The organism is Acinetobacter sp. AS167 (assembly GCF_037152175.1).
Taxonomy (GTDB): Bacteria; Pseudomonadota; Gammaproteobacteria; order Pseudomonadales; family Moraxellaceae; genus Acinetobacter.
This window is the reverse complement of record NZ_JBBCMP010000004.1, coordinates 292,886-318,059: the sequence shown is the minus strand read 5'-3', so window position 1 is coordinate 318,059 and position 25,174 is coordinate 292,886. Positions and strand designations below refer to the sequence as shown.

The 25,174-nt window shown below is 38.7% G+C and carries 19 protein-coding genes and 1 tRNA gene; 13 read left to right on the top strand and 7 right to left on the bottom strand.

Annotated elements, in window-relative coordinates:
- The first annotated feature begins 4 nt into the window (after positions 1–4).
- From nuoM to WFN33_RS10155, 5 genes are all read left to right on the top strand, one after another.
- Positions 5–1,609, top strand: a complete 1,605-nt coding sequence (nuoM, locus tag WFN33_RS10175) for an NADH-quinone oxidoreductase subunit M (RefSeq protein ID WP_336952990.1) — start codon at positions 5–7, stop codon at positions 1,607–1,609.
- Between the two features lie 2 nt (positions 1,610–1,611).
- Positions 1,612–3,168 carry an NADH-quinone oxidoreductase subunit NuoN gene (gene nuoN / locus WFN33_RS10170; RefSeq protein WP_336952948.1) on the top strand — a complete coding sequence of 519 codons (1,557 nt, stop codon included), beginning with the start codon at positions 1,612–1,614 and terminating at the stop codon, positions 3,166–3,168.
- Positions 3,169–3,289: 121 nt separating this feature from the next.
- Positions 3,290–3,925, top strand: a complete 636-nt coding sequence (upp, locus tag WFN33_RS10165; RefSeq protein ID WP_004722821.1) for a uracil phosphoribosyltransferase — start codon at positions 3,290–3,292, stop codon at positions 3,923–3,925.
- 61 nt (positions 3,926–3,986) lie between these two features.
- Positions 3,987–5,060 (top strand): hypothetical protein, encoded by a 1,074-nt coding sequence (locus WFN33_RS10160; RefSeq protein WP_336952947.1) that lies wholly within the window; start codon positions 3,987–3,989, stop codon positions 5,058–5,060.
- Positions 5,061–5,117: 57 nt separating this feature from the next.
- Positions 5,118–5,858: an excalibur calcium-binding domain-containing protein gene (locus WFN33_RS10155; RefSeq protein WP_336952946.1), complete on the top strand. Its 741-nt coding sequence runs from the start codon at positions 5,118–5,120 to the stop codon at positions 5,856–5,858.
- A gap of 48 nt (positions 5,859–5,906) precedes the next feature.
- On the opposite strand, the gene gigC is transcribed toward WFN33_RS10155, so the two are convergent.
- A complete protein-coding gene (gene gigC / locus WFN33_RS10150; RefSeq protein ID WP_336952945.1) occupies positions 5,907–6,788 on the bottom strand; it encodes a LysR family transcriptional regulator GigC in 882 nt (293 codons plus the stop codon).
- 82 nt (positions 6,789–6,870) lie between these two features.
- On the opposite strand from gigC, the gene WFN33_RS10145 reads away from it, so the two are divergent.
- Positions 6,871–7,632: a ferredoxin--NADP reductase gene (locus tag WFN33_RS10145; protein ID WP_336952944.1), complete on the top strand. Its 762-nt coding sequence runs from the start codon at positions 6,871–6,873 to the stop codon at positions 7,630–7,632.
- Between the two features lie 113 nt (positions 7,633–7,745).
- Here the strand turns inward: WFN33_RS10145 and thiO are convergent, their stop codons facing one another.
- Positions 7,746–8,867: a glycine oxidase ThiO gene (thiO, locus tag WFN33_RS10140; protein WP_336952943.1), complete on the bottom strand. Its 1,122-nt coding sequence runs from the start codon at positions 8,865–8,867 to the stop codon at positions 7,746–7,748.
- Positions 8,868–9,025: 158 nt separating this feature from the next.
- Positions 9,026–10,039 carry a porphobilinogen synthase gene (gene hemB / locus WFN33_RS10135; protein WP_171500326.1) on the bottom strand — a complete coding sequence of 338 codons (1,014 nt, stop codon included), beginning with the start codon at positions 10,037–10,039 and terminating at the stop codon, positions 9,026–9,028.
- A 100-nt stretch (positions 10,040–10,139) separates the two neighbouring features.
- On the opposite strand from hemB, the gene WFN33_RS10130 reads away from it, so the two are divergent.
- The 4 genes from WFN33_RS10130 (at position 10,140) to WFN33_RS10115 (ending at position 14,127) form a co-directional block, all read left to right on the top strand.
- Positions 10,140–10,673, top strand: a complete 534-nt coding sequence (locus WFN33_RS10130; protein ID WP_336952942.1) for a thioesterase family protein — start codon at positions 10,140–10,142, stop codon at positions 10,671–10,673.
- 325 nt (positions 10,674–10,998) lie between these two features.
- Positions 10,999–12,156 (top strand): HlyD family secretion protein, encoded by a 1,158-nt coding sequence (locus tag WFN33_RS10125; protein ID WP_336952941.1) that lies wholly within the window; start codon positions 10,999–11,001, stop codon positions 12,154–12,156.
- A gap of 6 nt (positions 12,157–12,162) precedes the next feature.
- Complete coding sequence (locus WFN33_RS10120) at positions 12,163–13,689, top strand: DHA2 family efflux MFS transporter permease subunit (RefSeq protein WP_336952939.1); 1,527 nt, start codon at positions 12,163–12,165, stop codon at positions 13,687–13,689.
- 144 nt (positions 13,690–13,833) lie between these two features.
- Positions 13,834–14,127 carry a cold-shock protein gene (locus tag WFN33_RS10115; protein ID WP_004819352.1) on the top strand — a complete coding sequence of 98 codons (294 nt, stop codon included), beginning with the start codon at positions 13,834–13,836 and terminating at the stop codon, positions 14,125–14,127.
- Positions 14,128–14,331: 204 nt separating this feature from the next.
- Here the strand turns inward: WFN33_RS10115 and WFN33_RS10110 are convergent.
- The 3 genes from WFN33_RS10110 to metH all read right to left on the bottom strand — a co-directional run bounded on the left by WFN33_RS10110 (position 14,332) and on the right by metH (position 19,062).
- A tRNA-Ile gene (locus WFN33_RS10110) sits at positions 14,332–14,458 on the bottom strand.
- Positions 14,453–15,280 carry a hypothetical protein gene (locus WFN33_RS10105; protein ID WP_336952937.1) on the bottom strand — a complete coding sequence of 276 codons (828 nt, stop codon included), beginning with the start codon at positions 15,278–15,280 and terminating at the stop codon, positions 14,453–14,455. Before WFN33_RS10105 ends, WFN33_RS10110 begins: the two co-directional genes overlap by 6 nt.
- Before the next feature lie 92 nt (positions 15,281–15,372).
- Positions 15,373–19,062, bottom strand: a complete 3,690-nt coding sequence (gene metH / locus WFN33_RS10100; protein ID WP_336952936.1) for a methionine synthase — start codon at positions 19,060–19,062, stop codon at positions 15,373–15,375.
- Positions 19,063–19,801: 739 nt separating this feature from the next.
- On the opposite strand from metH, the gene WFN33_RS10095 reads away from it, so the two are divergent.
- Positions 19,802–21,424, top strand: coding sequence for an inorganic phosphate transporter (locus WFN33_RS10095; RefSeq protein ID WP_336952934.1), 1,623 nt, complete (start codon positions 19,802–19,804; stop codon positions 21,422–21,424).
- A gap of 202 nt (positions 21,425–21,626) precedes the next feature.
- Positions 21,627–23,099: a capsule assembly Wzi family protein gene (locus tag WFN33_RS10090; RefSeq protein WP_234622535.1), complete on the top strand. Its 1,473-nt coding sequence runs from the start codon at positions 21,627–21,629 to the stop codon at positions 23,097–23,099.
- A 566-nt stretch (positions 23,100–23,665) separates the two neighbouring features.
- Here the strand turns inward: WFN33_RS10090 and WFN33_RS10085 are convergent.
- Positions 23,666–24,112 (bottom strand): GNAT family N-acetyltransferase, encoded by a 447-nt coding sequence (locus WFN33_RS10085; RefSeq protein WP_336952932.1) that lies wholly within the window; start codon positions 24,110–24,112, stop codon positions 23,666–23,668.
- 147 nt (positions 24,113–24,259) lie between these two features.
- On the opposite strand from WFN33_RS10085, the gene cysD reads away from it, so the two are divergent.
- A complete protein-coding gene (cysD, locus tag WFN33_RS10080) occupies positions 24,260–25,168 on the top strand; it encodes a sulfate adenylyltransferase subunit CysD (RefSeq protein WP_026040334.1) in 909 nt (302 codons plus the stop codon).
- Positions 25,169–25,174 lie beyond the last annotated feature (6 nt).

Here is a 25,174-nt window from a genome sequence, read left to right as displayed (position 1 = left end):
GGAAATCACAAACAATTGGATTTTACCCGCACTGATTCTTGTACCTTTTATTGCAGGTTTCGTGTGTTGGTTGGTCGATAAACTTGATAAACATTTGCCACGTTATATCGCATTAGTCGGTATGCTCGTTACATTGGGCTTAACACTGATTTTGTGGAAACAAGGTGGCTTTAGCTATGAGTTGGGGGCGAAGACTCCAACTTGGGCAGCAGAATTTTATTTACCTTGGATTAAATCACTCGGTATTAACATTCATTTGGCTGTAGATGGTCTTTCATTGCTGATGGTGGGCTTGACTGCATTACTGGGTGTACTTGCAGTGGGCTGTTCATGGGGTGAAATTCAAAAGAATGTCGGCTTCTTCCATTTAAACCTTTTATGGTCTTTGGGTGGGGTAATCGGGGTTTTCCTTGCAATTGATATGTTCTTGTTCTTCTTCTTCTGGGAGATGATGCTGGTCCCTATCTACTTCTTGATCGCACTTTGGGGTCATAAAGGCGCAGACGGTAAATCACGTGTTTATGCTGCAACCAAGTTCTTTATCTACACCCAAGTCGCTGGCTTAATCATGCTCATCGGGATCTTAGGCTTAGTGGTCTATGGTTCTCAGATGTCAGGTACGATTAGCTTCGACTATAACTACTTACTTGCTGTTGCAAATACTTTAGATGCTCAGGCACCACATATTGCCTATGCGTTGATGATCTGTTTCTTTATTGGTTTTGCAGTCAAGTTGCCAGTATTCCCATTACACGGTTGGTTACCAGATGCCCATGCACAAGCACCTACAGCAGGTTCTGTAGACTTAGCGGGGATCTTGATTAAAACTGCTGCGTACGGTTTATTGCGCTTTGTATTGCCATTCTTCCCAGCAGCATCTGCACAATTTGCCGATATTGCGATTATTTTAGGTTTGATTGGTATTTTCTACGGCGCTTGGTGTGCTTTCCAGCAAACAGATATGAAACGCCTGCTTGCTTATACTTCTATTTCGCATATGGGTTTCGTATTACTTGCACTTTATGCCGGTAATATTCTGACATTCCAAGGCTTAATGATCATGATGTTGGCACATGGCTTGTCATCTGCTGCATTGTTCATTATGTGTGGTCAAGTGTATGAACGCTTACATACCCGTGACTTACGTTTGATGGGTGGTATTCGTGGTCAATTCCAGTATTTACCATTCTTCTTGATGTTCTTTGTCTCTGCACTTGTGGGCATTCCAGGTTTAGGTAACTTTATTGGTGAATTCCTGATCTTGATGGGTTCATTCGCTAAATTCCCAACATTTACCATCATTGCTGCTATTAGCTTGGTCTTTGCTGGTCTTTATGGCTTGATTCTGATCCACAAAGCTTTATTTGGTACGCCAAATGAAGAACAGAAAAAGCATTATGAAAGTCCATTAAAAGACTTGAATGTACGTGAAACAGTAATTCTATTGATCTGTGCATTTGGCTTATTATGGTTAGGTGTATATCCACAAAGCTTCCTTGATATTTCTCACTCAAGTATGGCGTGGTTATCAAATAGCTATATTCCAGTTCAAGAAGTTGTTGATGCGGCACAACAAGTCGTATCTCAACAAAATGTGGAGATCCAATAGTCATGAACTTCACTATGTCATTTTCGGGTCTCATGCCTTTAGCACCAGTTTTTATTGTTGCTTTAACCGCTGTAGTGGTGATGATCCTAACCTCGATCAAGCGTAATCATAATTTGATTGCGACTGCATCGGTGGTGGGTTTAAACCTTGCTGCAATTGATATTTTATTCATGATGTTTGGTGGTTCATTTGCACCATCAAATGTGATGAACATGTTTGTGGTTGATCCATTTACATTGTTTTATCAATTTATTGCAGTAGTTGCTGCACTCGCATGCTGTACGTTATCTCACGCTTATATTGAAACGTATAAAGATAATCGTGAAGAGCTTTATATCTTGATGTTGATCTCTGTAACAGGGGCAATGTTAATGGTGGCAAGTTCTCACTATGCGTCGTTCTTTATTAGTTTGGAGCTTTTGTCAATTCCTGTGTATGGCTTATTGGCATATACGCATCAGCGTGGAAAATCGCTAGAAGCTGGCGTAAAGTATTTGGTACTTTCTGCAACCGCTTCAGCAATTTTGTTGATGGGTATGGCATACGTTTATGCTTATACAGGTACATTGTCATTTACTGACTTCCCAGGTTTGTATGGAAATCAGTTAGCACAAGTGCAACAAATTGCATCTTTGGCTGACTTTATTGAACAGTTAAAAGGTTTCCTTGCTCAACCAATGATTTTGTTGGGTTCAGGATTAATCGTGATTGCGATTGCGTTTAAATTATCATTGGCGCCATTTCATAAATGGACACCAGATGTTTATCAAGGTGCGCCTGCGCCAATCGCTACTTATCTTGCAACTGTTGCTAAAGTCGCAACGATTGGTTTATTAGTACGCTTTATTTTAAGTTCAGGTTTCATTCTTGTACCGTCTATCGTGACTGTATTAACAGTGATCGCTGTGCTTTCGATTTTAGTCGGGAACTTTCTTGCATTACGCCAAGTCAACTTAAAACGAATTTTAGGTTATTCATCAATCGCCCATTTTGGTTATTTATTGATTGCTTTGATTAGTTTAGGTTATGCAAGTTTAGGCAGCGTAAGCGTCTATGTGGTGACTTATACCTTAACTACGATTGGTGCTTTTGGTGCTGTCGCGTTAATGTCGAGCCCATATAACAATGTTGATGAAGCTGAGTCTCTTGCGGATTACCGTGGTTTATTCTGGCGTCGTCCAGTACTGACTGCGACATTAACAGTGATGATGCTTTCTCTTGCAGGGATTCCATTAACCGCTGGTTTCATTGGTAAGTTTATGGTGGTGATTGCTGCTGTAACCACAGAACATTGGTTCTTGGCTGCTATGGTAGTGGTGGGTAGTGGTATTGGTTTGTATTACTACTTACGTGTGATGATCGTGATGTATATGACGCCACCAGATAATCCTCGTATTGATGCTGTTGATCACTGGGGACAAAAAGTGGGTGGTCTTATGGTGCTCGGTGCTGCTGCTTTGGTATTGATCATTGGTGTTTATCCAGATCCAATCATCAGCTTGGCGTTGAAATCAGAAATTTTATCTCCTTTACATTTCTTGATGAGCCAGCAACACTAATCGCAATAAAATCCTGCTATTAACAAAAAAAGCCCTCATTCATTGAGGGCTTTTCTTATCTCAGATATAAAAAACATTTATAATAATGGAAATTTACTTTTATCCTTTTAGGTGTCCTCCCGTGTCTATTCAAGAAATTCGTCATCCACTTATTCGTCATAAATTAGGTTTATTACGCCGTGCTGACATTAGTACTAAGAATTTCCGTGAACTTGCTCAAGAAGTAACTATGCTTTTAACTTATGAAGCAACCAAAGATTTACCTGTGTGTGATCACGAAATTGATGGTTGGAACGGTAAAGTCACAGTGGACAGAATTGCGGGTAAAAAAATCACTGTAGTGCCAATTTTGCGTGCTGGTATTGGCATGTTAGAAGGTTTTTTAAATCTTATTCCAAGTGCAAAAGTTTCAGTTCTCGGTTTAGAACGGGATGAAGAAACCTTGGAAGCACGTACTTATTATAAAAAATTGGTTCCAGATGTACAAAATCGTTTAGCTATGATTATTGACCCGATGTTGGCAACTGGTTCATCTTTGGTTGCTGCGATTGATGTGTTGAAAGCAAGTGGTTGTAAAGATATCCGTGTTATGGTGTTAGTTGCAGCACCTGAAGGCATTAAACGTGTGGAAGCAGCTCACCCAGATGTGACGATTTTTACTGCTTCAATTGATCAAGGTTTAAATGAACAGGGATATATCGTGCCAGGTCTAGGAGATGCTGGTGATAAAATTTTTGGCAGTGTGCAAAAAGATTAAAATTTAGTATGATCAAAGGAGGCTATAGGGGCCTCCTTTTTTAATTATAAGAGAATAAAAAATGTTCAGAAAAGGGACAGTAACCTTTTTCGATAATGATTTAGGGCAAGGTCTAATTGAATTAAATGATAATCATCAACAAGTTGTTTTTAAATTAGAAGATTTTTCAAATCAATCCATTCTTCCTCAAATTGGCGAGCGGATTAAGTGTGTTGTTTTAGAACAATATGGTGCAACCTTAGCTAAATTTATTGTGCGGTTTGATTATAAAAATTATGAGAACGATCAAAATAAGTTACCTAATACGCGTCTCCATTCAGAAAATGGCTATGAACAAATTAGAACTATTCGAAAAGCGCTTAAAAAGAGAAGGTTGGTAGCTGATAACGATTTAGCTAATATCAAAACACAAACTCAAACAGAGCAATTGGTTTCAGTAGAAGCTATTCCAGCTATTGACTTAGTTGTAGAGGAGCAACAAGTAATCTTTGTCGAGCCCATACAAACTCTAATTAGTAATCCTATGATAGAAGAAGGTAGCATAAATTTATACCAAAACAATCAAATTGAGCCTGTAGCGCAAACACAAGTTGACCTTTCTATTAAAGTTATCCAAAATACTGAATCCGAAGACGAAATTCATACAGTTAATAACATTAAAACCACTGAAGGAATTTGTGAGGTTATGCTTTCTGATTTGGGAGAGGCGTATCAAAATATTGAAATTGCGGGGGACTCTAAGAAACAAGAGTTGGTTAAGCCTGTAGAGATGTTGGTAGAGGGGCAATGTTTTAAAGAACAAGATTTATATTTTGATAGGCAAATGAATCAGCAGTTGCTTGAAAAAAATATGCGTTTAAATGCGATCCAAAGTTTAATTCAAAAGTTAAAAGTTAAATTTTTATACTCAAAACGCAAACAGCCTATAAAGAAAATTAGACTTGAAAAACGTCTAGCATTGAATTCTTGGGTGGTGACCGTTGCTGTAGTGATATTCATTGGGGTAAGTTCTGTAATGTATGCAAAAGATCGTTATAGGCAGTACAAAATCGAAACTGAAATGAGATTTCAACAATATCAACAACAACAAAAGGACAAGATTAAACAGCAAAAACGCAAGGCATATTCACACTAAACATCTGAAACGAGTTGAATTTATTGTGGTTCAAACTTATTTTAAAAGAGAAGTTTTATGTTTTATTTGGGGCAAATCATTGAATATCATCATGATAAAGGTTACGGACTTTTATTGGATCATAATTCAGCGCAATCTGTCGTATTCTACATCGCTGATTTTCCAAAACTAGGTGGTCAACCGAAAAAAGGGGAAACTATAAAGTATGTAATTATCAATGAGCAAGGAACATTAAAAGCACATCAAATGATTCGTTTGGATGTAGCGATGAGTAATGAATTAAAAAATAAAAACATCAATATTGATAAGCAAAAAAATATATTAAGACGAAGTAAAAGTGAAGGACAGAAATTTGGTTTTATGTCTGTGGTAATTTTAGTGATTGTTTTTGGCTTCGTTTATTTTAGTTTTGCGACATGGAATCAATACCAAACCTATCAGGATGAACAGCATAATAAACTTACCTTGTTAGAACACCAGCAGCAACAAATTATTGAGCAACAACGCAAAGAAATTGGTTATGTCAAACCAGTAAAGTTTAGTGAAAAATCGCAAAATGCTTTAATAAATGGTGATCATAACCTAGTAAGGACTGAACATGCTCAGGTAACAGTGCAATCTAACGCAACTGTAGCGACATCATCAATGGTAAAATCGCCTTATCAATGTGATGGGCGGACACATTGCAGTCAAATGACATCCTATGATGAAGCTGTATTTTTTATTAAAAATTGTCCTAATACGCAAATGGATGGCGATCATGATGGTCAGCCATGCGAAAGACAATTTGGTAAATAACTTTATTAAGCTAAAAATTATATAAAAGCTCCAAGAGGAGCTTTAGTTTTATCCGTGTTCACAGAATTTTAAGAAGGCTCTTAAACCAGGACCTTGGTACTTTTGACGATGTACAAGCATGTACAAAGGACGTGCAAGTTGCCAAAAAGGAGTCTTTAAAATTACCAATTGCCCTTTGTCCAGCAAAGGCTGAATGGCTAATTTAGAAATACATGACATTCCTAAACCACCTGCGACAATTTTTAAAATCGCTTCATTATGACCCAAAGTTAAGCGGATATTGGCATCTTCTAGGTCTTTTAGAATGGCATTGTCAAAAACTTCACGTGTGCCAGAACCTTCTTCACGCAAAATCCATTCAACATGTTGAAAGTCAGACTGTTTTAATTCACGATGTAAATTTGCAAGTGGATGATTAGGTGAACAACATACCGCAAGTTCGTCATCTCGCCAGTGAATACATTGAAGTTGTGGTAAGAAGCATGAACCTTCAATCAATGCTAAATCCAGTTGGAATTGGTTGACGGCTTCAATCATTTGACGGGTATTGCCAACTTGGAGTTGCAAATGTGCTTGAGGTTGAACTTGTAAAAAGTTTGCCATTAAGTCGGGCATTAAATAATCACTGATAGTCAGTGTTGCACCAATGCGTAAATCAATACTTTGTAATTCGCCTTTGGCTGCTTGTTCAAAAGCTTCACAGCGGCCTAAAATTTCTAAAGCTTGGGGAAGTAAGAAGCGACCAAGATCATTGAGCTGTAAGCGCTTACCAAGACGATCGAAAAGGGGGGCTCCCAGCCCATCTTCTAAATCTGCCAAAGCCATACTTGCCGCACTTTGAGTCAACCGAACCGCATCACTTGCTTTAGTCACGGTGCCTTCTTGAGCGACAGCAACAAAAACCGCCAACTGGCGTAAAGTCATTCGCATAAGTAGAGCCTTAACATTTTAATATTCATAGATTATATAGTCATGCTACCATGAGGACTATGTTTCATGCCACGAAGAAATCATGTCAATTGAAAAATTTAGCATAGAAAAGGTTTTGTCTGTTCAGCGTTGGACCAATACACTTTTCAGTTTCACCATGACTCGACCTGCTCATTTTAAGTTTACCGCTGGGCAATTTGCTCGCATTGGTTTAAAAGTGGGTGATGAATTGGTGGTAAGGGCATATTCCGTGGTTTCATCCCCGTTTGATGAAACACTCGAATTTTTTTCAATCGTTGTTCCTGATGGTGCATTTACCTCCAATTTACAGCATTTACAAGTCGGTGATGAGCTTTATTTGGAAAAAATCCCCTATGGATTCTTAACTTTAGCACGTTATCAATTGCCGTTGCCTAAAGATTTGTGGTTGTTGGCAACGGGCACAGGTTTAGCGCCTTTTATTTCGATGCTACAAGATTTTGCAACTTGGTCAAAGTACGAAAAAATCAACTTGGTGTATAGCGTAAGAACTGAATCTGAATTGGCTTATGTCGATCGGATCCAAGAGATTGCCCAGCTTTTTGGGGAGGGACATACAGGTTTTAAATTTATCCCGATTGTTACGCGTGATCCCAATGCCACCTTGCATGATCGCTTACCAATTTTGATTGAAAATGGTGAATTGGAAAAAGCCGCTGATTTAAAATTCAATGCAGATACCACTCATGTCATGCTATGTGGAAACCCACAAATGGTGGATGACACCAAAGCCGCATTAAAATCCCGTGGTTTAACGATGAATCGTCGGGGTGAAGGTAATATTGCTGTAGAGAATTATTGGTAAATCACTTGTCGGCATCAGCAATTTTATCAATCGTTTTCGATGAGAGAAGCGGCTAAGCGTCTTCTCTTTGATTGTTTCATGCCAGAACCTAACACTTTTTAGCTAAAAGATGATTACTGAGTGAGAGGTGTATATGCAGTTAATCGCTCGGTTGAATAAGCTGTTGAATCAACATGTGTATTTTGATTGAGCATCAATTGTCTTAATAACTGTGCAGAAGCAGGCCCCATACATAAGCCATTACGGTAATGTCCAAAATTTGCCCATAAATTGTTCAGTTTAGGCATTTTTCCTATATATGGAATGCCTGTCGGTGAACTGGGACGTAATCCTGCCCATTGCTTAACAATAGGGAAGTTTGTCAATTCAGGGACCATCTCGATACAGGCTTTATAAATATTTTGCTGTGTTTGTACATTTGGACGCTTATCAAACCCGATATTGTCCATGCTTGAACCACATACGATATGACCATCTAGGCGTGGGATCAAATACATGACATTGTTCATACACATGGTGGGTAGCCAGTTTTCAGGGGTTTTAAATAACATCATTTGTCCTTGAACTGGCTCTACTGGGATCGAAAGCTGTAATTGTTCTGCCCAGCAATTTGACCATGCGCCTGTGGTAATCACAAATTGATCTGCGAAAAAACGTCGCCCATTGGTACTTTCAACAGACTGAATTTTTTGATTTTGAATATTAAATTTTTCGATCCATGTATTTTCATACACTTCAACTTGAGGGTGTTGTTTGAGATAGCTGATCAGTGATTTAAGAAGTCTTGGATTTCTAACATTGGCTAAATGTGGAAAATAAATTGCATGTTGAAATTGTGCTGAAATATGTGGGTTGATGGTTTCAAGCTGCTCTCTTTGCAGGTATTCACAATGCTGCATCGGTTCTTGATGTTGGTCTTTATAACCGAGTCCAAGCTCAAAATCTGCTTCGTCAAAAATTAGCATTCCAGTTTCATGGATTTGAAAGTCTATCCCTGTTTTAGGCTGTAGTTTCTCATTCCATTGTTGGTAAAGTTGTTTGCCATGTTGTGCCAGATGATTGACTTCATTTGGATATCTCCATGGATACATGGGTGACAAAATACCGCCACCCGCCCATGAAGCAGCATGTCCAGCATGTTGTTGATCGAACAGAGTGATGGTGCAACCTTGTTCAACAAGTTCAAGCGCGCTGAGTAAGCCACTTACTCCTGCACCGATAATGGCGATATGCATTGTGTATTCTGTACCAATTTAGAATTTTAATCCCCACCTACAAAAGCAATACTGCTTATCTTTTGAAAGAGGGGACTTTCCTTCCACGACCGAATCAGTAATGGACACTTCCCTTTCTAAAAGGTAAGGAACCATGAATTCAGTAAGGGAGGAATTTTTTACTTCATCTCTTTTAATTGACGTGCTGCATCTTCTGCATAATAGGTCCAAATACCATCTGCACCTGCACGACGGAAGCACATCAATGATTCCATGATCACGCTTTCTGATAACCAGCCATTTTGGATGGCTGCAGCAAGCATGGCATATTCACCACTGACTTGATAAACAAAGGTTGGGACACCAAAGGTATCTTTAACTTCACGTACCACATCCAAATATGGCATACCTGGTTTAACAATCACCATGTCTGCGCCTTCTTGAATATCGAGGGCGATTTCATGCAGTGCTTCAGCACGATTACCGACATCCATTTGATAGTTATACTTATTACCACCTTTTAGGTTGGATGATGAGCCAACTGCATCGCGGAAAGGACCGTAGAAACTAGACGCGTATTTTGCAGAGTACGCCATGATACTGGTATAAATAAAATCGTTACTTTCTAAAGCTTGGCGGATTGCACCAATACGGCCGTCCATCATGTCACTTGGCGCGATCACATCTGCACCTGCTTCAGCATGGCTTAAGGCTTGTTTGATCAGGCATTGGACTGTTTCATCATTTAACACATAACCTGTATTGTCAATAATACCGTCCTGACCATGGGTGGTATAAGGATCTAATGCACCATCGGTGATGAGCACCATCTCAGGCAGTTCTTTTTTTAGCAAACGTAAAGTATTTTGAACTAAACCATCTTCATGCCACGCTGCTTCTGCTGTTAAACTTTTGTCTTGTTGTGGTGTAACGGGGAATAAGGCAAGTTTTGATACACCAAGTTCTAATAGTGTTTCTGCTTTTTTCAACAATAAGTCTGCTGACAATCGTTGAACATTTGGCATACTTGGTACATCTTGGCTTTGGTTTTGTCCCGGAAGCACAAATACTGGATAAATGAGATGATCTGCTGTGAGTTGAGTCTCTCTTACCATTGCTCGAAGCTTATCGTTTTTACGGATACGGCGCATACGTGTAGCTGGAAAAGCAGGACGATTGAACGTATAAGTCATAACAATCTCGATGTTCAGTATTAAACTAGGCATATATTGTAGCCCTTTCATATATTTTTTGGGAAAAAGCTGAAAATTTTTTCTCAATATTGGTTTCGAAATGATGATGAGTGATTCTTCTAAAATTGATTCTGCGCCTAGCGAATCGCAAAAAAAGTGGACTGGTAATTTACATTTAGGAGAGAAAGCAGATCTAAATGTGGTGCTTAACCAACTCACTAAAGCGTTTAATGGTTCGCCTTATTTTTCACATAACAATATGCAAATGCGTGTTGTCAATGATGAGATTGAAGGCTACATCGAAATGAAACCGTATTTGATTGGCAATGTCGCATTTCAAATTTTACATGGTGGTGTGGCCGCGACATTGCTGGATAGTATTGGTGGAATTGTGGCAATGGGGGAGCTATATAAACGTGCAGAGCCAGATCAATTGCCAGACACGTTAAAGAAAGTTTCTCGTTTAGCGACAGTTGATATGCGTGTGGATTATCTTGCACCTGGGCGCGGTGAATACTTTATTGCCAAAGCTGAAACCTTGAGAATGGGGCGTAAAGGTTGCACCATGCGTATGACCATGCTCAACAATGAAGGTAAGGCGATTGCGACAGCTATTGCTTCTTATGCTTATTGATTAAGCTGAAAAGTGTACTAATCAGTACACTTTTGTATTCATTGTGTCAATATAAGCCAGTAAAATACATATTTTGCTGGCTTATTTTTTTTCAAAAAAATATGAATATCAATAAGATTGACCTCTTTTATAAAGATAAACTATAGAGTAATATTTTTATTCTCATAATATGATTTTTACCTGTAAAATTGGGCACCACAATTTTAAGAAGTTGACTTATTCAACCATCAAGCAATGTCATATAGATATGATTAAGCAGTTTTTCAGTTTATATCTCCAAAATGCAAAGATGTTTTGACAAGTCCAAGTAAGCTAGGAACATGCGATGACTGACGCGCAAACGACGAATGCCTCTCCAAATGATGAAAATCAAGCGCAAGCGGATTTGGAAGCCAAACAAAAACGTAAAAAAATGCTGAAGATTTTTGCCATTATTGTTGTTGTAGCTGCAATTCTATATGCAATTTGGGCTTTTATTTTTGGCAACATTGTTGAAACGGACAATGCCTATGTCGGTGCTGAAACTGCTGAAATCACTTCGATGGTCAGCGGACAAGTTGCTGAGGTTTTGGTTAGTGATACTCAACAAGTGAAAAAAGGCGATGTACTTGCGATTATTGATAATCGTGATGCAAAAATCGCTGTTGCAGAAGCTGAAGCGGCGTTGACCAAAGCCAAGCGTCAATATACACAAAGCTCGGCAAATAGCAGTTCATTGTCCTCACAGATTTTAGTCAGTGCAGATGATATTAACAGTGCCAAAGCACAAGTGGCACAAGCCGATGTGGCATATCAACAAGCACAGCAAGAGTTTGCCCGCCGTCAGCAGTTAAGCGCGACAGGTGCAATCTCTAAAGAAGAATTTAGCAAAGCACAAAGTGCTTTAAACAATGCCAAAGCAAATGTCGATGTGGCAAAAGCAGCATTGGCGCAAACAGAATCTAAGCGTAAAGCTGCACAAAGTAATTTAGATGCCAATGAAGCTTTAATTCGGGGGACCTCACAAAGTTCAACCCCTGATGTATTGGTGGCTCAAGCTAAACTTGATCAAGCACTTTTAGATTTACAACGTACAGAAATTAAAGCGCCGTTAGATGGTGTGATTGCCCGTCGTAGTATTCAAGTGGGGCAGCGTATTGCACCTGGGACAAGTTTGATGAAAGTGGTGCCTTTGGCTGAACTTTATGTGGATGCAAACTTTAAAGAAAGTCAGTTGCAAAATGTGAAAGTTGGTCAGAAGGCAACGCTCACTTCAGACCTCTATGGCAAGAAAGTAGAGTATCACGGTACGGTAATCGGCTTTTCTGGTGGTACAGGTTCAGCATTTGCGTTGATTCCTGCACAAAATGCGACAGGTAACTGGATTAAAGTAGTTCAACGTCTTCCTGTACGTATCAAACTCGATCCTAAAGAGTTGGCTGAGCATCCATTACGTGTGGGTTTATCCATGAATGTTGAGGTTGATACCTCTTCAGCGAAGTAATCACTTATGAATACAGCAACGTTTCAAAGTGAGCTTAAAGGTGGGCGCTTACTTCTCGCCGCTTTTTTTTTAGCACTTGCCAATTTTATGGTTGTACTGGATATGACCATTGCCAATGTTTCTGTGCCCCATATTACCGGAAGTTTAGCAGTATCAAGTTCTCAAGGGACTTGGGTGATTACCTCCTATGCCGTTGCTGAAGCCATCTGTGTACCTTTAACCGGTTGGCTTGCAGGACGTTTTGGCGCTGTTCGGGTATTTACCATCAGTCTGATTGGCTTTACCACATTTTCAATTCTTTGTGGCTTATCCAATAGCTTAGCGATGTTAGTGATCTGTCGTATCGGACAAGGTTTATTTGGTGGTCCAATCATGCCACTCAGTCAAACTTTGTTGATGCGTATTTTCCCACCCGAAAAACATTCCCAAGCAATGGGGATGTGGGCAATGACGACGGTTGTTGGACCGATTCTAGGCCCTATTTTAGGCGGTACAATCAGTGATAACTGGTCATGGCATTGGATTTTCTTTATCAATATTCCAGTGGGTATGATCTGTGCTGTTGGGGTGATGCGTCTATTAAAAGTTGCTGAAACACCAATTGCTAAACTCCCGATTGATACCATTGGCTTAACGCTGCTGATTGTTTGGATTGGCGCATTACAGTTAATGCTCGATTTGGGGCATGAGCGGGATTGGTTTAATAACAGCTTTATTTGTATTTTGGCTGTGATTTTGGTGGTTGGATTTATTGCCTTTTTCATCTGGGAATATTATGAAAAACATCCCATCGTCAATATACAAATTTTCCGATACCGTGGTTTTACCATCGCAACAATCTCATTGGCCTTTGCCTTTGCGGCATTCTTTGGCAGTATTGTGCTTATTCCACAATGGTTACAGATTAACTTGGGTTATACCGCATCTTGGGCAGGTTATCTGACTGCGACAATGGGCTTTGGTAGCTTGATGATGTCGCCTGTGGTTGCCAAACTTGCGACTAAATATGACCCAAGAGCCTTGTCTAGTTTTGGGCTGATGATTTTGGGTGGCGTCACATTAATGCGTTCATTTTGGACCAGTGATGCTGACTTTATGGCGCTAGCATTACCACAGATTATCCAAGGTTTTGCGGTACCGTTCTTCTTTATCCCACTGTCTAATATCGCTTTAGGTGTAGTACGTCCAGATGAAGTGGCTTCTGCTGCGGGTTTGATGAACTTTATGCGAACCATGGCAGGGGCAATTGGTGCATCTATTGCGGTGACCATTTGGGATGATCATACCAAGCTGGCACGCAGTGAAATCGTGTCGACCATGCATATTGAGGAAACTCAGCGTAACTTGGTCAACAGTGGCTTTAGTCCTGAAATGGCGTTGGGTACCATTTCCAACTTGGTGGATAAAGAGGCTTTAACGCTTTCGGTTAATCATGTGTTTTTGATTTTTGCGATGATCTTTATTTTCGCAGGATTGATTATTTGGTTATGTCCAAAACCGAAAGGGAATGTCGGCGCAGGGCATGCACATTAGAATTTAAGTTGTATAGAAGCCTACTGAAAAGTGGGCTTTTTTATCGCTGCAATGACAACAGATCAAGACTATTTTTTGCTATTTTATCTATTGATCAAGATCAGGGTATAATACAGCGATTGTGTACCGCGATGAGTAATATGTATGAAGCCTGAATTCCAGCAAGGAAAAATTAAACAATACGATGCCGATAGAGGCTTTGGCTTTATTGGTGGACTTGAACAAGATATTTTCTTTCATATTTCGGATTTTCCGCTTGCAGAGGGTGAGCCAAAGCGAAATGAAAGAGTTAAATTTATCGTTGTTGAAAATAACGGCAAGTTAAAAGCAACCAAAATTGAGCGTGTTGAAGATCAATCAGCAAAAGCCAAAAAGACCAGAATTGTTGAAAACAATAAGTCGATTACCAATAATTTGTTGTCTAATTTTAGAAAGTAATAGGCGTATAGATTTAGGCCATTTTATTTTTGGGTTATTGGATCGTAGTTTTTTAGATAAATCCCTTTAATTGAAGGGATTTTGTATGAGGGGAATTGGTTTTTTAATATAAAAATATTCCTTTACGCTGCTAAAATCTCAGTTTCCCTCTTTTTAAGAGGTGAATGTTGCAAATTTTAGTAATTTATATTTAAAAGAAAAATATGGCGGCTGATAAAGGAATCGAACCTTTGTCTAAACGATCAAATATTACGCTTTAAAATAATATTTGATCGTTTGGCTTGGCTATTAACCAAGCCTCGTCGCGCATTACCAACAATGCTAATCAGCCTATATCTTCTAGAATACATGAAATTTCATAGTTTTCAAATAAAAAATTTTGTCTGAGTAAAGCACGAATTCCATTCTGTCGTCTTTTTTTATCATCTTTGTAATATCGATGTATTAAATATGGTTTAATTTCACTTTTATAGTCATAAATTATTGAACATAAATATTGAGCAATATCCAATAATGCAAAAGAAAAAATCTTTACATCGTCTTCATTTAGATTTTCATAATTATTAGGGGTTAATTTATATTTATCTTCAATTTTAGGTATATTTAGCTCAGAGTAAGGGTTTTCAATCATTTTAAAATCATGAGCTTGTTGATTTCTTATTTTTCTATAATAATCGACTATTTTGAATTCAATACGTTCAGATTTTATACATTGTACTCGATTTTCTAGATCACTCAATGAGCTCAAATTGTTAGATTTCATAGATAAAACACTTAATGCTATATGAATTTTATTCCCTTGAATATGATCTAATACTTTCTTTTGATTTATTCTGAATTGTTTGATATTACTTAATTTTAGTATATTTGCACAGAGATCATCGATGGCACTATAGCAATAAATAATATGTGAAGTAATTAAATAGCGATGTAACACTTTGTACTTTGTATCATTAGGGAATAGGTTATGATATCTATAAGATTTGGCTACATTTCTTATATAGGTTGGCAAATTTTGATTTTGAATTTTAGTAGATTGGTAGTCTGTGAGTATTAATCTTAATACATCAAAATTAATATTATGAGTTCCAAGTGAATTTTTAAATTTTTTAAATATTTCAAGTGGGCTTTCTTCGCTTAAAAATTGTGTCATGAAATTTGGACTTCTATATTAGACCTTTTAAGATCTAGACATGTAAGGGAGAAAAAGCACTCTTATAATGTATAAAAGTGCTTATAGTATCTTTAAAACACCGAATCATCCAAATTTGGTGCTAACCAACGCTTCGCTTCATCCAAAGTCCAATTCTTACGCTTTGCATAATCTTCTAGCTGATCTAATGCAATTTTACCCACGTTAAAGTATTCAGACTGTGGGTTGGCATAGTAGAAACCGCTGACACTTGATGGTGGCCACATTGCAAAACTGCTGGTCAATTGGGTACCAATCTTATCCGTGGTGCCTAACCAATCAAACAAAGAGGCCTTTTCAGAATGCTCAGGACAAGCTGGGTAGCCTGGTGCAGGACGGATACCGACATACTTCTCCTTAATTAATTCTTCATTAGAGAGTTGTTCATCTGCCTGATACCCCCAGAACTCTTTACGAATACGTTCATGTAAATGTTCTGCAAACGCTTCAGCAAAACGATCACCCAATGACTGAGCAAGAATGGCGGAGTAATCATCCCCTTTGGCTTTATACTCATGCGCCATTTCTTCCGCACCAAAAATTGAAACGGTAAAACCGCCCAAGTAGTCTTCGGCTTGTGCTTTGGTTGCAACAAAATCAGCCAAAGACAAATTCGGTTTACCTGTGACTTTATCTGATTGCTGACGAATATGATGGAAGGTATGGGTTACAGATTGACCATCTTCATTAAAGACTTCAACAGAGTCTGCGGCTGAACGGTTTGCAGGGTAAATTCCAAAAACGGCACGCGCATCGAAACGTTTATTGTCAATAATGTCTTTTAGCATCGCCTGAGCCTGATTATATAAATCAGTTGCAGCTTCACCGACAATCTCATCTTGTAAAATTTTCGGGAATTTACCTGCCAGACTCCAAGAAATAAAGAATGGTGTCCAGTCAAAATATTCCACTAATGTATCAAGTGGATAATCGGTTAAGGTTTGCAAACCAATAAAGTTTGGTTTTACTGGTGGATTGGCGGCAAAGTCAATTTTTAGACCATTTTCAATGGATTCTGTATACGACAATTTAGCTGCTTTGGGTTGCTTATTGGCAATACGTTCACGTACTTTTTCGTATTCAGCACGATGCTCATCGACAAATTTAGGCTTCATTTCGGGAGACAACAGGGTGGTTGCAACACCCACCGCACGAGAAGCATCGGCAACATAGATCACTGCATCATTTGAGTATTGAGGATCAATTTTTACTGCAGTGTGTGCTTTCGATGTAGTTGCGCCACCAATCAACAGTGGAATTTTAAAACCCTTGCGCTGCATTTCTTTTGCAACAAACACCATTTCATCAAGCGATGGGGTAATCAAACCTGATAAGCCGATAATATCGACTTTTTCATCAATAGCAGTCTGTAAAATTTTCTCGCAAGACACCATGACACCAAGGTCAACAATGTCATAACCATTACACCCCAGTACAACACCGACAATGTTTTTACCAATATCGTGTACATCGCCTTTTACAGTCGCCATCAACACTTTACCTTTGGATTGGCTGCCTGTTTTTTCGGCTTCAATGTACGGGTTTAACCATGCTACGGCTTGTTTCATTACCCGTGCAGATTTAACCACTTGAGGTAAGAACATTTTACCTGAGCCGAATAAGTCACCGACCACATTCATACCGTCCATCAATGGACCTTCAATCACATCAAGTGGACGTTTGGACTTTAAGCGGGCTTCTTCAGTATCTTCATCGATAAAGCTGGTAATCCCTTTGACCAATGCATATTCAAGACGCTTTTCAACAGGTTCATTACGCCATTCAAGGTTTTCAACCTGTTTTTGGGCAGCACTTTGACCACGGTACTGTTCAGCAACTTCAAGCAATTTTTCTGTTGCATCTTGACCGCTGTCACCTTGATTCTGGTTGAGAATGACATCTTCAACAGCGGCTTTCAGCTCCTTAGGAATATCATCATAGATGGCCATTTGACCCGCATTGACAATTCCCATGGTCATGCCTTGTTTGATGGCATAGTAAAGGAATACAGAGTGAATGGCTTCACGGACAGGTTCATTGCCACGGAAAGAGAACGACACGTTAGACACACCACCAGAAATCATGGCATGTGGTAAGTTTTGTTTAATCCAGCCGGTTGCTTCAATAAAGTCCACAGCATAGTTATTGTGTTCTTCAATCCCCGTTGCAACAGCAAAAACGTTCGGATCAAAAATAATGTCTTCCGCAGGAAAACCAACTTCATTGACCAACACATCATAAGAGCGCTTACAGATTTCACGTTTACGTGCGGCAGTATCTGCCTGACCTGTTTCATCAAATGCCATCACAATGACAGCTGCACCATATTGGCGACACAAACGTGCTTTATGGACAAACTCATCATAACCTTCTTTTAAGGAAATGGAGTTAACAACAGGTTTACCTTGTACACATTTTAGACCTGCTTCAATGATTTCCCATTTAGAGGAGTCAATCATGATTGGTACTTTAGAGATTTCAGGCTCAGATGCAACCAGATTTAAGAAATGTACCATCGCGTTTTGCGAATCGAGCATTCCTTCATCCATATTGATGTCAATGATTTGTGCGCCTGAAACTACTTGTTGTAATGCAACATCGAGTGCTTCTGCAAAGTTTTCTTCACGGATTAAACGGAGGAATTTTTTAGAACCAGTGACATTGGTACGTTCACCAACATTGACAAACAATGAGTCGTCATAAATATTAAATGGCTCTAAACCACTGAGGCGACATGCAGGTTTGATGTCTGGAATTTTACGCGGTGGGATGTCTTTAACCGCATTATAAATGGCACGAATATGGTCAGGTGTGGTACCACAACATCCACCAGTGATATTGATTAAGCCACTTTCAGCAAATTCTTTTAAGAAGGCAGCTGTTTCTTCTGGTGTTTCATCATAGCCACCAAATGCGTTTGGTAAGCCAGCGTTTGGATGCGCTGAAACAAAAACATCCGCAACATCTGATACAGTTTTGACATGTGGACGCATGGCATCTGCACCTAAGGCGCAGTTAAATCCAATTGACAATAAATCGCCGTGACGAACAGAGTTCCAAAATGCTTCTGCAGTTTGTCCTGTTAAGGTACGACCAGAAGCATCCGTAATTGTGCCTGAAATCATCAGCGGTAATTCACGGCCAAGTTGTTTAAAGACTTCTTTTACCGCAAAAATTGCTGCTTTACAGTTTAAAGTATCAAACACAGTTTCAATGAGAAGGATGTCTGCACCACCTTCAATTAAAGCATGTGTGGCTTCAATATAATTTTCTTTGAGTTCATCAAAGGTAATGTTGCGAAACGCTGGATCATTTACATTCGGTGAGATCGAGCAGGTACGTGATGTAGGCCCCAATACTCCAGCAACAAAACGTGGTTTGTCAGGGGTTGAGTATTTTTCACAAGCAGCTTTGGCAAGTCGGGCTGCTTCAAAGTTGATCTCATGGACTAAATCTTCCATGTGATAGTCAGACATTGAAACACGTGTACCGTTAAAGCTATTGGTTTCAATAATGTCAGCACCAGCATCTAGGTAAGCTTCATGGATGCCTTGAATAATTTGGGGTTGAGTTAACACTAAAAGGTCATTGTTACCTTTTAAGTCAGATGCCCAATCAGCAAAACGCTCACCACGGTAATCAACTTCTTCCAGTTTATGGCGTTGGATCATAGTTCCCATCGCACCATCAATAATTAGGATGCGTTGGGCAAGAAGCTCTTTTAACGTGGTAAGCGTGGACATTAAAACTCTCAATAAAATCGGATTTTAAAAATAGCCGATATGTTATCAGAATGTAGACTTTCAAGGTACCAGTCTTGATGTACTTCCTGATTGTAGATTTTTGATCTGTAAAATTATAAAAAATCATTGGGTTAGGTTTTTTTTGATCTTTTTATATCATTGGTATTTACAATATACTAGGTTTTGTTCGTAATCATTTTATGTATCGATTGAAAAGTAAATGATTGATCGGCGTGTTAGCGCAAGGTTTTTAAAATGTGTGGGATATTGTTCAGATGATCTATTTATTGGTCTGGCACATTTAATTTAAGACGATTCGTTGAAGATATAGGATACTTTTTTAGTGTAGGGCAATTGTTGGCGTTAAACTTGCTTGGATTAGGTAAGCGGGATTTATTGGAACATATGTAAAAATAAAGTTAAAAGTATGTTTGTTTTTTCATCAATTTGTCATAAATTTCATGAAAAATAGCAATACCAAATGATAAATAGTTCAAATTGATCTGAAATATTACAAATATTATTTCAGATTAAAATAAAATATTTTGCTCAAGTTATATTGGTTTTATTGGTTTAAGATACTAATTATAAATAATAAAAATATTAATTTAGTCGCTTATGTAGCGAAACACTGAGGTGAAATAATTATAAATTTCACTTCATATGACCTCTATTTGTCATATAATTGTCACAATTTAATTGAACAATAAGCGCATTCTAATATTCGCTAACTTTCTGCATGAATTCGAATTTACCTCCCGTCACAGATTCTGCACAGTCACCTAAACCCGTTCAATCGACGAATGTGCACGTCCCTACACCGAAATTTTTTATGCCGGTGTTTCTGACGATTATCATTGCTACCTTAATCTACATTGGGGTGCAAGTTAGTGCAGATTTAGCACATGTTCCACCGTTAAGCCTCTACTCAGTGATTCTTTTAGCGACAGCGTTGTTTATCGCTTTGGGTTTTGAGTTTGTAAATGGTTTTCATGATACAGCCAATGCTGTAGCAACCGTGATTTATACCAATGCATTGCCTGCGCCTGTAGCAGTCATGTGGGCAGGCTTTTGTAACTTCCTTGGGGTAATGGTTGCCAGTGGTGCAGTTGCGTATGGAATTATTGCATTGCTTCCTGTTGAACTGATCATGAATGTAGGCAGTGGCGCTGGTTTTGCTATGGTTTTTGCCATGCTAATTGCGGCGATTCTGTGGAATTTAGGCACTTGGTTCTTAGGTATTCCAGCATCAAGCTCTCACACCTTGATTGGCTCAATTTTGGGTGTAGGCATCATGAACTACATTTTGCATGCTTCAACGGGTGCAAGTGGTGTAGACATGGATCAAGTGCTTAAAGTGGGTAAAGCATTACTGTTTTCTCCTTTGATTGGTTTTGCATTTGCAGCAATTGTATTTTTGATTGTTAAAAAAATATTTAAAAAGCAACTTGAGTTGTTCCAACCCCCTGAAGGCAATAAACCACCACCACCATTGATTCGTGCGGTTCTGATTTTCACCTGTACAGGTGTGAGCTTTGCACATGGTTCAAATGATGGTCAAAAAGGTATGGGGTTAATCATGTTGATTTTGATTGGTATTGTGCCTTTGGCTTATTCGTTGAATAGAGGATTAGACCAACAGCATTTACAGTCATTCTCACAATTGTCTGGTCAAACTGCGACGGCAATTTATGCACAGCATGCCGATATTCCAGATGAACAAGCGCGTGTAACCATCACTAAATTTATCCAAACCAAAGAAATGAATCCTGAAGTTGTTCCAGCATTGGCCAGTTTGACTGATCATTTGGGCGAGCGTGTTGGTAAATTTGGTGATCTCAAAGATATTCCAGAAGCTGAAGTATCTTCATTACGTAATGATATGTACTTAAGCACCACGGCTTTTAAACGCTTGGATAAAGCAGATCAACTTCCAAAAATGGATGAAGCTCAAGGCAAAGTGGTAAAAGAGTATCGCAAAAACTTAGATTCTTTCCTCCAATATATTCCAAACTGGGTAAAAGTTGCTGTGGCATTGGCACTGGGTTTAGGAACAATGGTGGGATGGAAACGTATTGTGGTTACTGTGGGCGAGCGTATTGGTAAACATCATATGACCTACGGCCAAGGGATGTCTGCTGAGCTTGTGGCAATGTCGACAATCGCTGCTGCAGATGGCTTTGGTTTACCTGTTTCAACGACTCATGTACTCAACAGTGCGGTTGCAGGAACCATGGTCGCCAATAAAACTGGATTGAATTTTGCAACAGTCAAAACGATTCTTTCTGCATGGATTTTTACCTTACCTGCAACGATTTGTTTATCAGGTGGTTTATTCTGGCTATTTTTAAAAGTATTTTAATTTAAAAGTTAGAGATGGCGATTGTTTTTAAAAACTGAATGATCGTTATTATCTGAATTTAAAAGAAAAAGAGTGCACTTTGGTGCACTCTTTTTCTTTTGGATAATGGAATTTTAAAATATGAATAACACAATTTCACCATTGAAAAAAACTTATAAAAAAATTAAGGTGTGTTTGTAAATCAAACTTGAGAACAATGAGCATGTATTTAAGAAAATCACTTTGTGCTGCTGTATTACTTGGAATGTCTTTACCTGTATTTGCACAGGGAATCGTATTAAATAATGAAGATCTTCGCACAGATTTGAACTGGTTAAATCAACAAGGTGTGATACAAATCAGTACATCGACTTGGCCGATGAGTGGGGATGAAATTCAACGTGCCTTATCTCAAGCAAAAGTTTTAAACAATACTCAACAAAAAGTTATTGATTCAATTCAAAATGCCTTAAAAGCAGATAATCAAACTGCAAAATTAGGTTTATTTGCCGAAACTGATCAAAAAAATATTCCTCAAGCTTTTGGGGATAGTGCAAAAGCACAATATGTGGGTTCATTAGAATTCAATGCGGGTGGCGAGAATTGGGATGCAAAGCTTCGTGTCAATGGTGAAAAAGATCCGCAAATTGACAATGGTCAAGATGTCAATGTGGAAGGTTCATATATTGCTGGGAAGTTATGGAATCAATGGGTTATTGCGGGTCAAATCCCAACATATTGGGGGCCGGGACATGATGGTAGTTTGATTCGTGGTGATGCCAGCCGTCCTGTGTATGGCTTTACTGTACAGCGTGCTGAACAAAAGGCTTTTGAATCTAAATGGTTGTCTTGGATTGGTCCTTGGCAATATCAAGCATTTGCTGGACAGTTAAATGATTATACGGCTGTACCTGATGCACGTTTAATGGGATTGCGCTTAACTGCTCAACCTTTACCTTATTTGGAAATCGGTGCATCACGCGCTTTCCAAATTGATGGAGAGGGTCAACCAGGAAGTGCAAAAGCTTATTGGAATGCTTTTATTGGAAAAGACAATGAGTGTGCAGATAGCACTTGTACGGGGGTGGGTAATCCATCCAATCAGCTTGCTGGATTTGATGCGCGTTTAAATCTTCAGTCTTTGCTGAATGTTCCTATGAGTTTTTATGGGCAATATATTGGTGAAGATGAAGCGGGTCTATTACCATCTAAAAAAATGTATTTAGCTGGTGCTGACTATTCATCAAGCTTTAAAAATTTACCATATCAGCTTTATGTTGAATGGGCGAATACAGAAACAAATGGTGATCCATTAGGTGTTTCTTATAGTCACCATGTCTATAAAGATGGTTATTACCAACAAGGTTTCCCATTGGGACATGCAATGGGTGGTGATGGTGAAATGATTTCTGTCGGTGGTGATATTCGTTTTGATGTGATGAATCGTTTATCTGGTCGTGCACTGTATGCCAAAGTTAACCAATCTGCTGCTCTCTTTGGTGATAAGCAAATCAACTTAGCCTTCCCAGAAAAAGACAAAATTAAAGCATTAGATTTAACTTGGACACATTATATTAAACCGACCATGCCATTAAAAATTAATGGTTGGGTCAGTGATTCTGATCTACATGGCAATGATGCAGGTGCTTCTGTAGGAATCGAAATTCCTTTAGATAAAGCATTATTCGGCCATTAAGACCTGAGTTATCGGCTGTATATATCTAATTTTAAGCATATACAGTTTGATAAGTTGGGACTAAGCTAAAATCGCTTCTTTAAATTCTAGAAGCGATTTTTAGTTTTTGATTGTTGATTGAATTATTTGCTACACAGATCTTTAATATTTTTAAAGGCTGACTTGAAAAAGGTGAGCCTTTTTTATGTTTAGGCTTGATCTTTTTCAAGCGTGAGCATTTGACGGTCATTATTAAATGAATTACATCTATTAGGGTCTGTTGACATTTCATAAATGGCTTGCGTTGTAGGTTAAAATTGAGCAGGCAAGGCATGAAACGAAGAGAATAGCGAGACTATTTACGAGTTTCATAACGCAGACTGAGATAATTTTAGCCACAACCCTGAGCAAGAACAAAGCACTGCTTTGTTTGCAGCGCAAGGCGCAGCGGGGGGACTAGAGTGTTTTTTGCTGCTACATCGTTACGAACTATTTATTTAGAATGACTAAATTTCATATTTCGTGCCTTGTATCATCTAAAAATCACTCGTAGTCGCAAACGTAGACGAATTGTCAACAGACCCTAGTTATGTTAATACCTTTTTATATTGGATAAATCCTGTTTTACTCGCAATACGATCATAAAGGTGTTGGGCGCTAATATTGTATTCTTGAGTGAGCCAATAAACACGGTCAAACTTTGTTGCGCAGACCAGATAACAATGCTCAATTAATTGTCGTGCTAAACCTCGATTCCTAAAAGCTTCATCCACAAATAAATCTTGTAGATAACAATAGGGTAAATCTGTCCACATGCTCATATGTGCAATCAAATGTACAAAGCCAACTACTTGACCATTTACGTTGATGGCAAAACCAAACATATCAGCTTGTTCAGGATTTGTGATTCGCTTCCAAGATAATCTTATTTGTTCATCACTGAGTTGTGATTTATAAAATGTTAAATAGCCGCGCCAAAGTGGAAGCCATTGCTCAAAATCAATTTGTTCTAGTGCAATAATTTGTGTGGTCATGCCGATCTCTTGTTGTTGCTTATGATGTTTTTATATATGAATATAAAAAAACAAGCAAAAGGGTTGAGGTGTAAATCACTATAATGAATATAAATTTTAATATGTGTAATAAGTACACGTTTTTGTGAGCTGGTGCTGTCAATGCCTATATCTGAGGAAAGACTTACTCATCTAAAACAGCTTGAAGCTGAGAGTATTCATATCATCCGTGAAGTTGCTGCTGAGTTTGAAAATCCAGTGATGCTTTACTCAATCGGGAAAGACTCAGCTGTCATGCTGCATCTTGCTTTAAAAGCATTTTATCCTGCTAAACTTCCTTTCCCACTGTTGCATGTTGACACAGGCTGGAAATTTAAGGATATGATTAAATTCCGTGACAACATGGCAAAAGAACACGGTTTTGATCTGATCGTGCATCAAAACAAAGAAGGTAAAGATGCAGGCGTAAATCCATTTGATTATGGTAGTTCAAAATATACCGATATTATGAAAACCCAAGGCTTAAAACAGGCTTTGGATAAGTATCAGTTTGATGCTGCATTTGGTGGTGCACGCCGTGATGAAGAAAAGTCACGTGCAAAAGAACGTGTTTATTCTTTTCGTGATTCTAAGCACCGTTGGGATCCTAAAAACCAACGTCCAGAGCTTTGGAATCTTTATAACGGTAAAGTCAATAAAGGCGAGAGTATCCGTGTATTCCCATTGTCAAACTGGACTGAGTTAGACATTTGGCAATATATCTACCAAGAAAGTATTCCTTTGGTGCCTTTGTATTTAGCAGCTGAACGTCCAGTTGTTGAACGTAGTGGTACGTTGATCATGGTGGATGATGAACGTATGCGTTTAAAAGAAGGTGAAGTTCCACAAATGAAATCGGTACGTTTCCGTACTTTGGGCTGTTACCCGTTGACAGGTGCGGTTGAATCAACGGCAACGACACTGCCTGAAATTATCCAAGAAATGCTTTTAGCCACAAGCTCTGAACGTCAAGGTCGTATGATTGACCATGATGAAGCGGGTTCGATGGAAAAGAAAAAGCAAGAAGGCTATTTCTAAGGATTT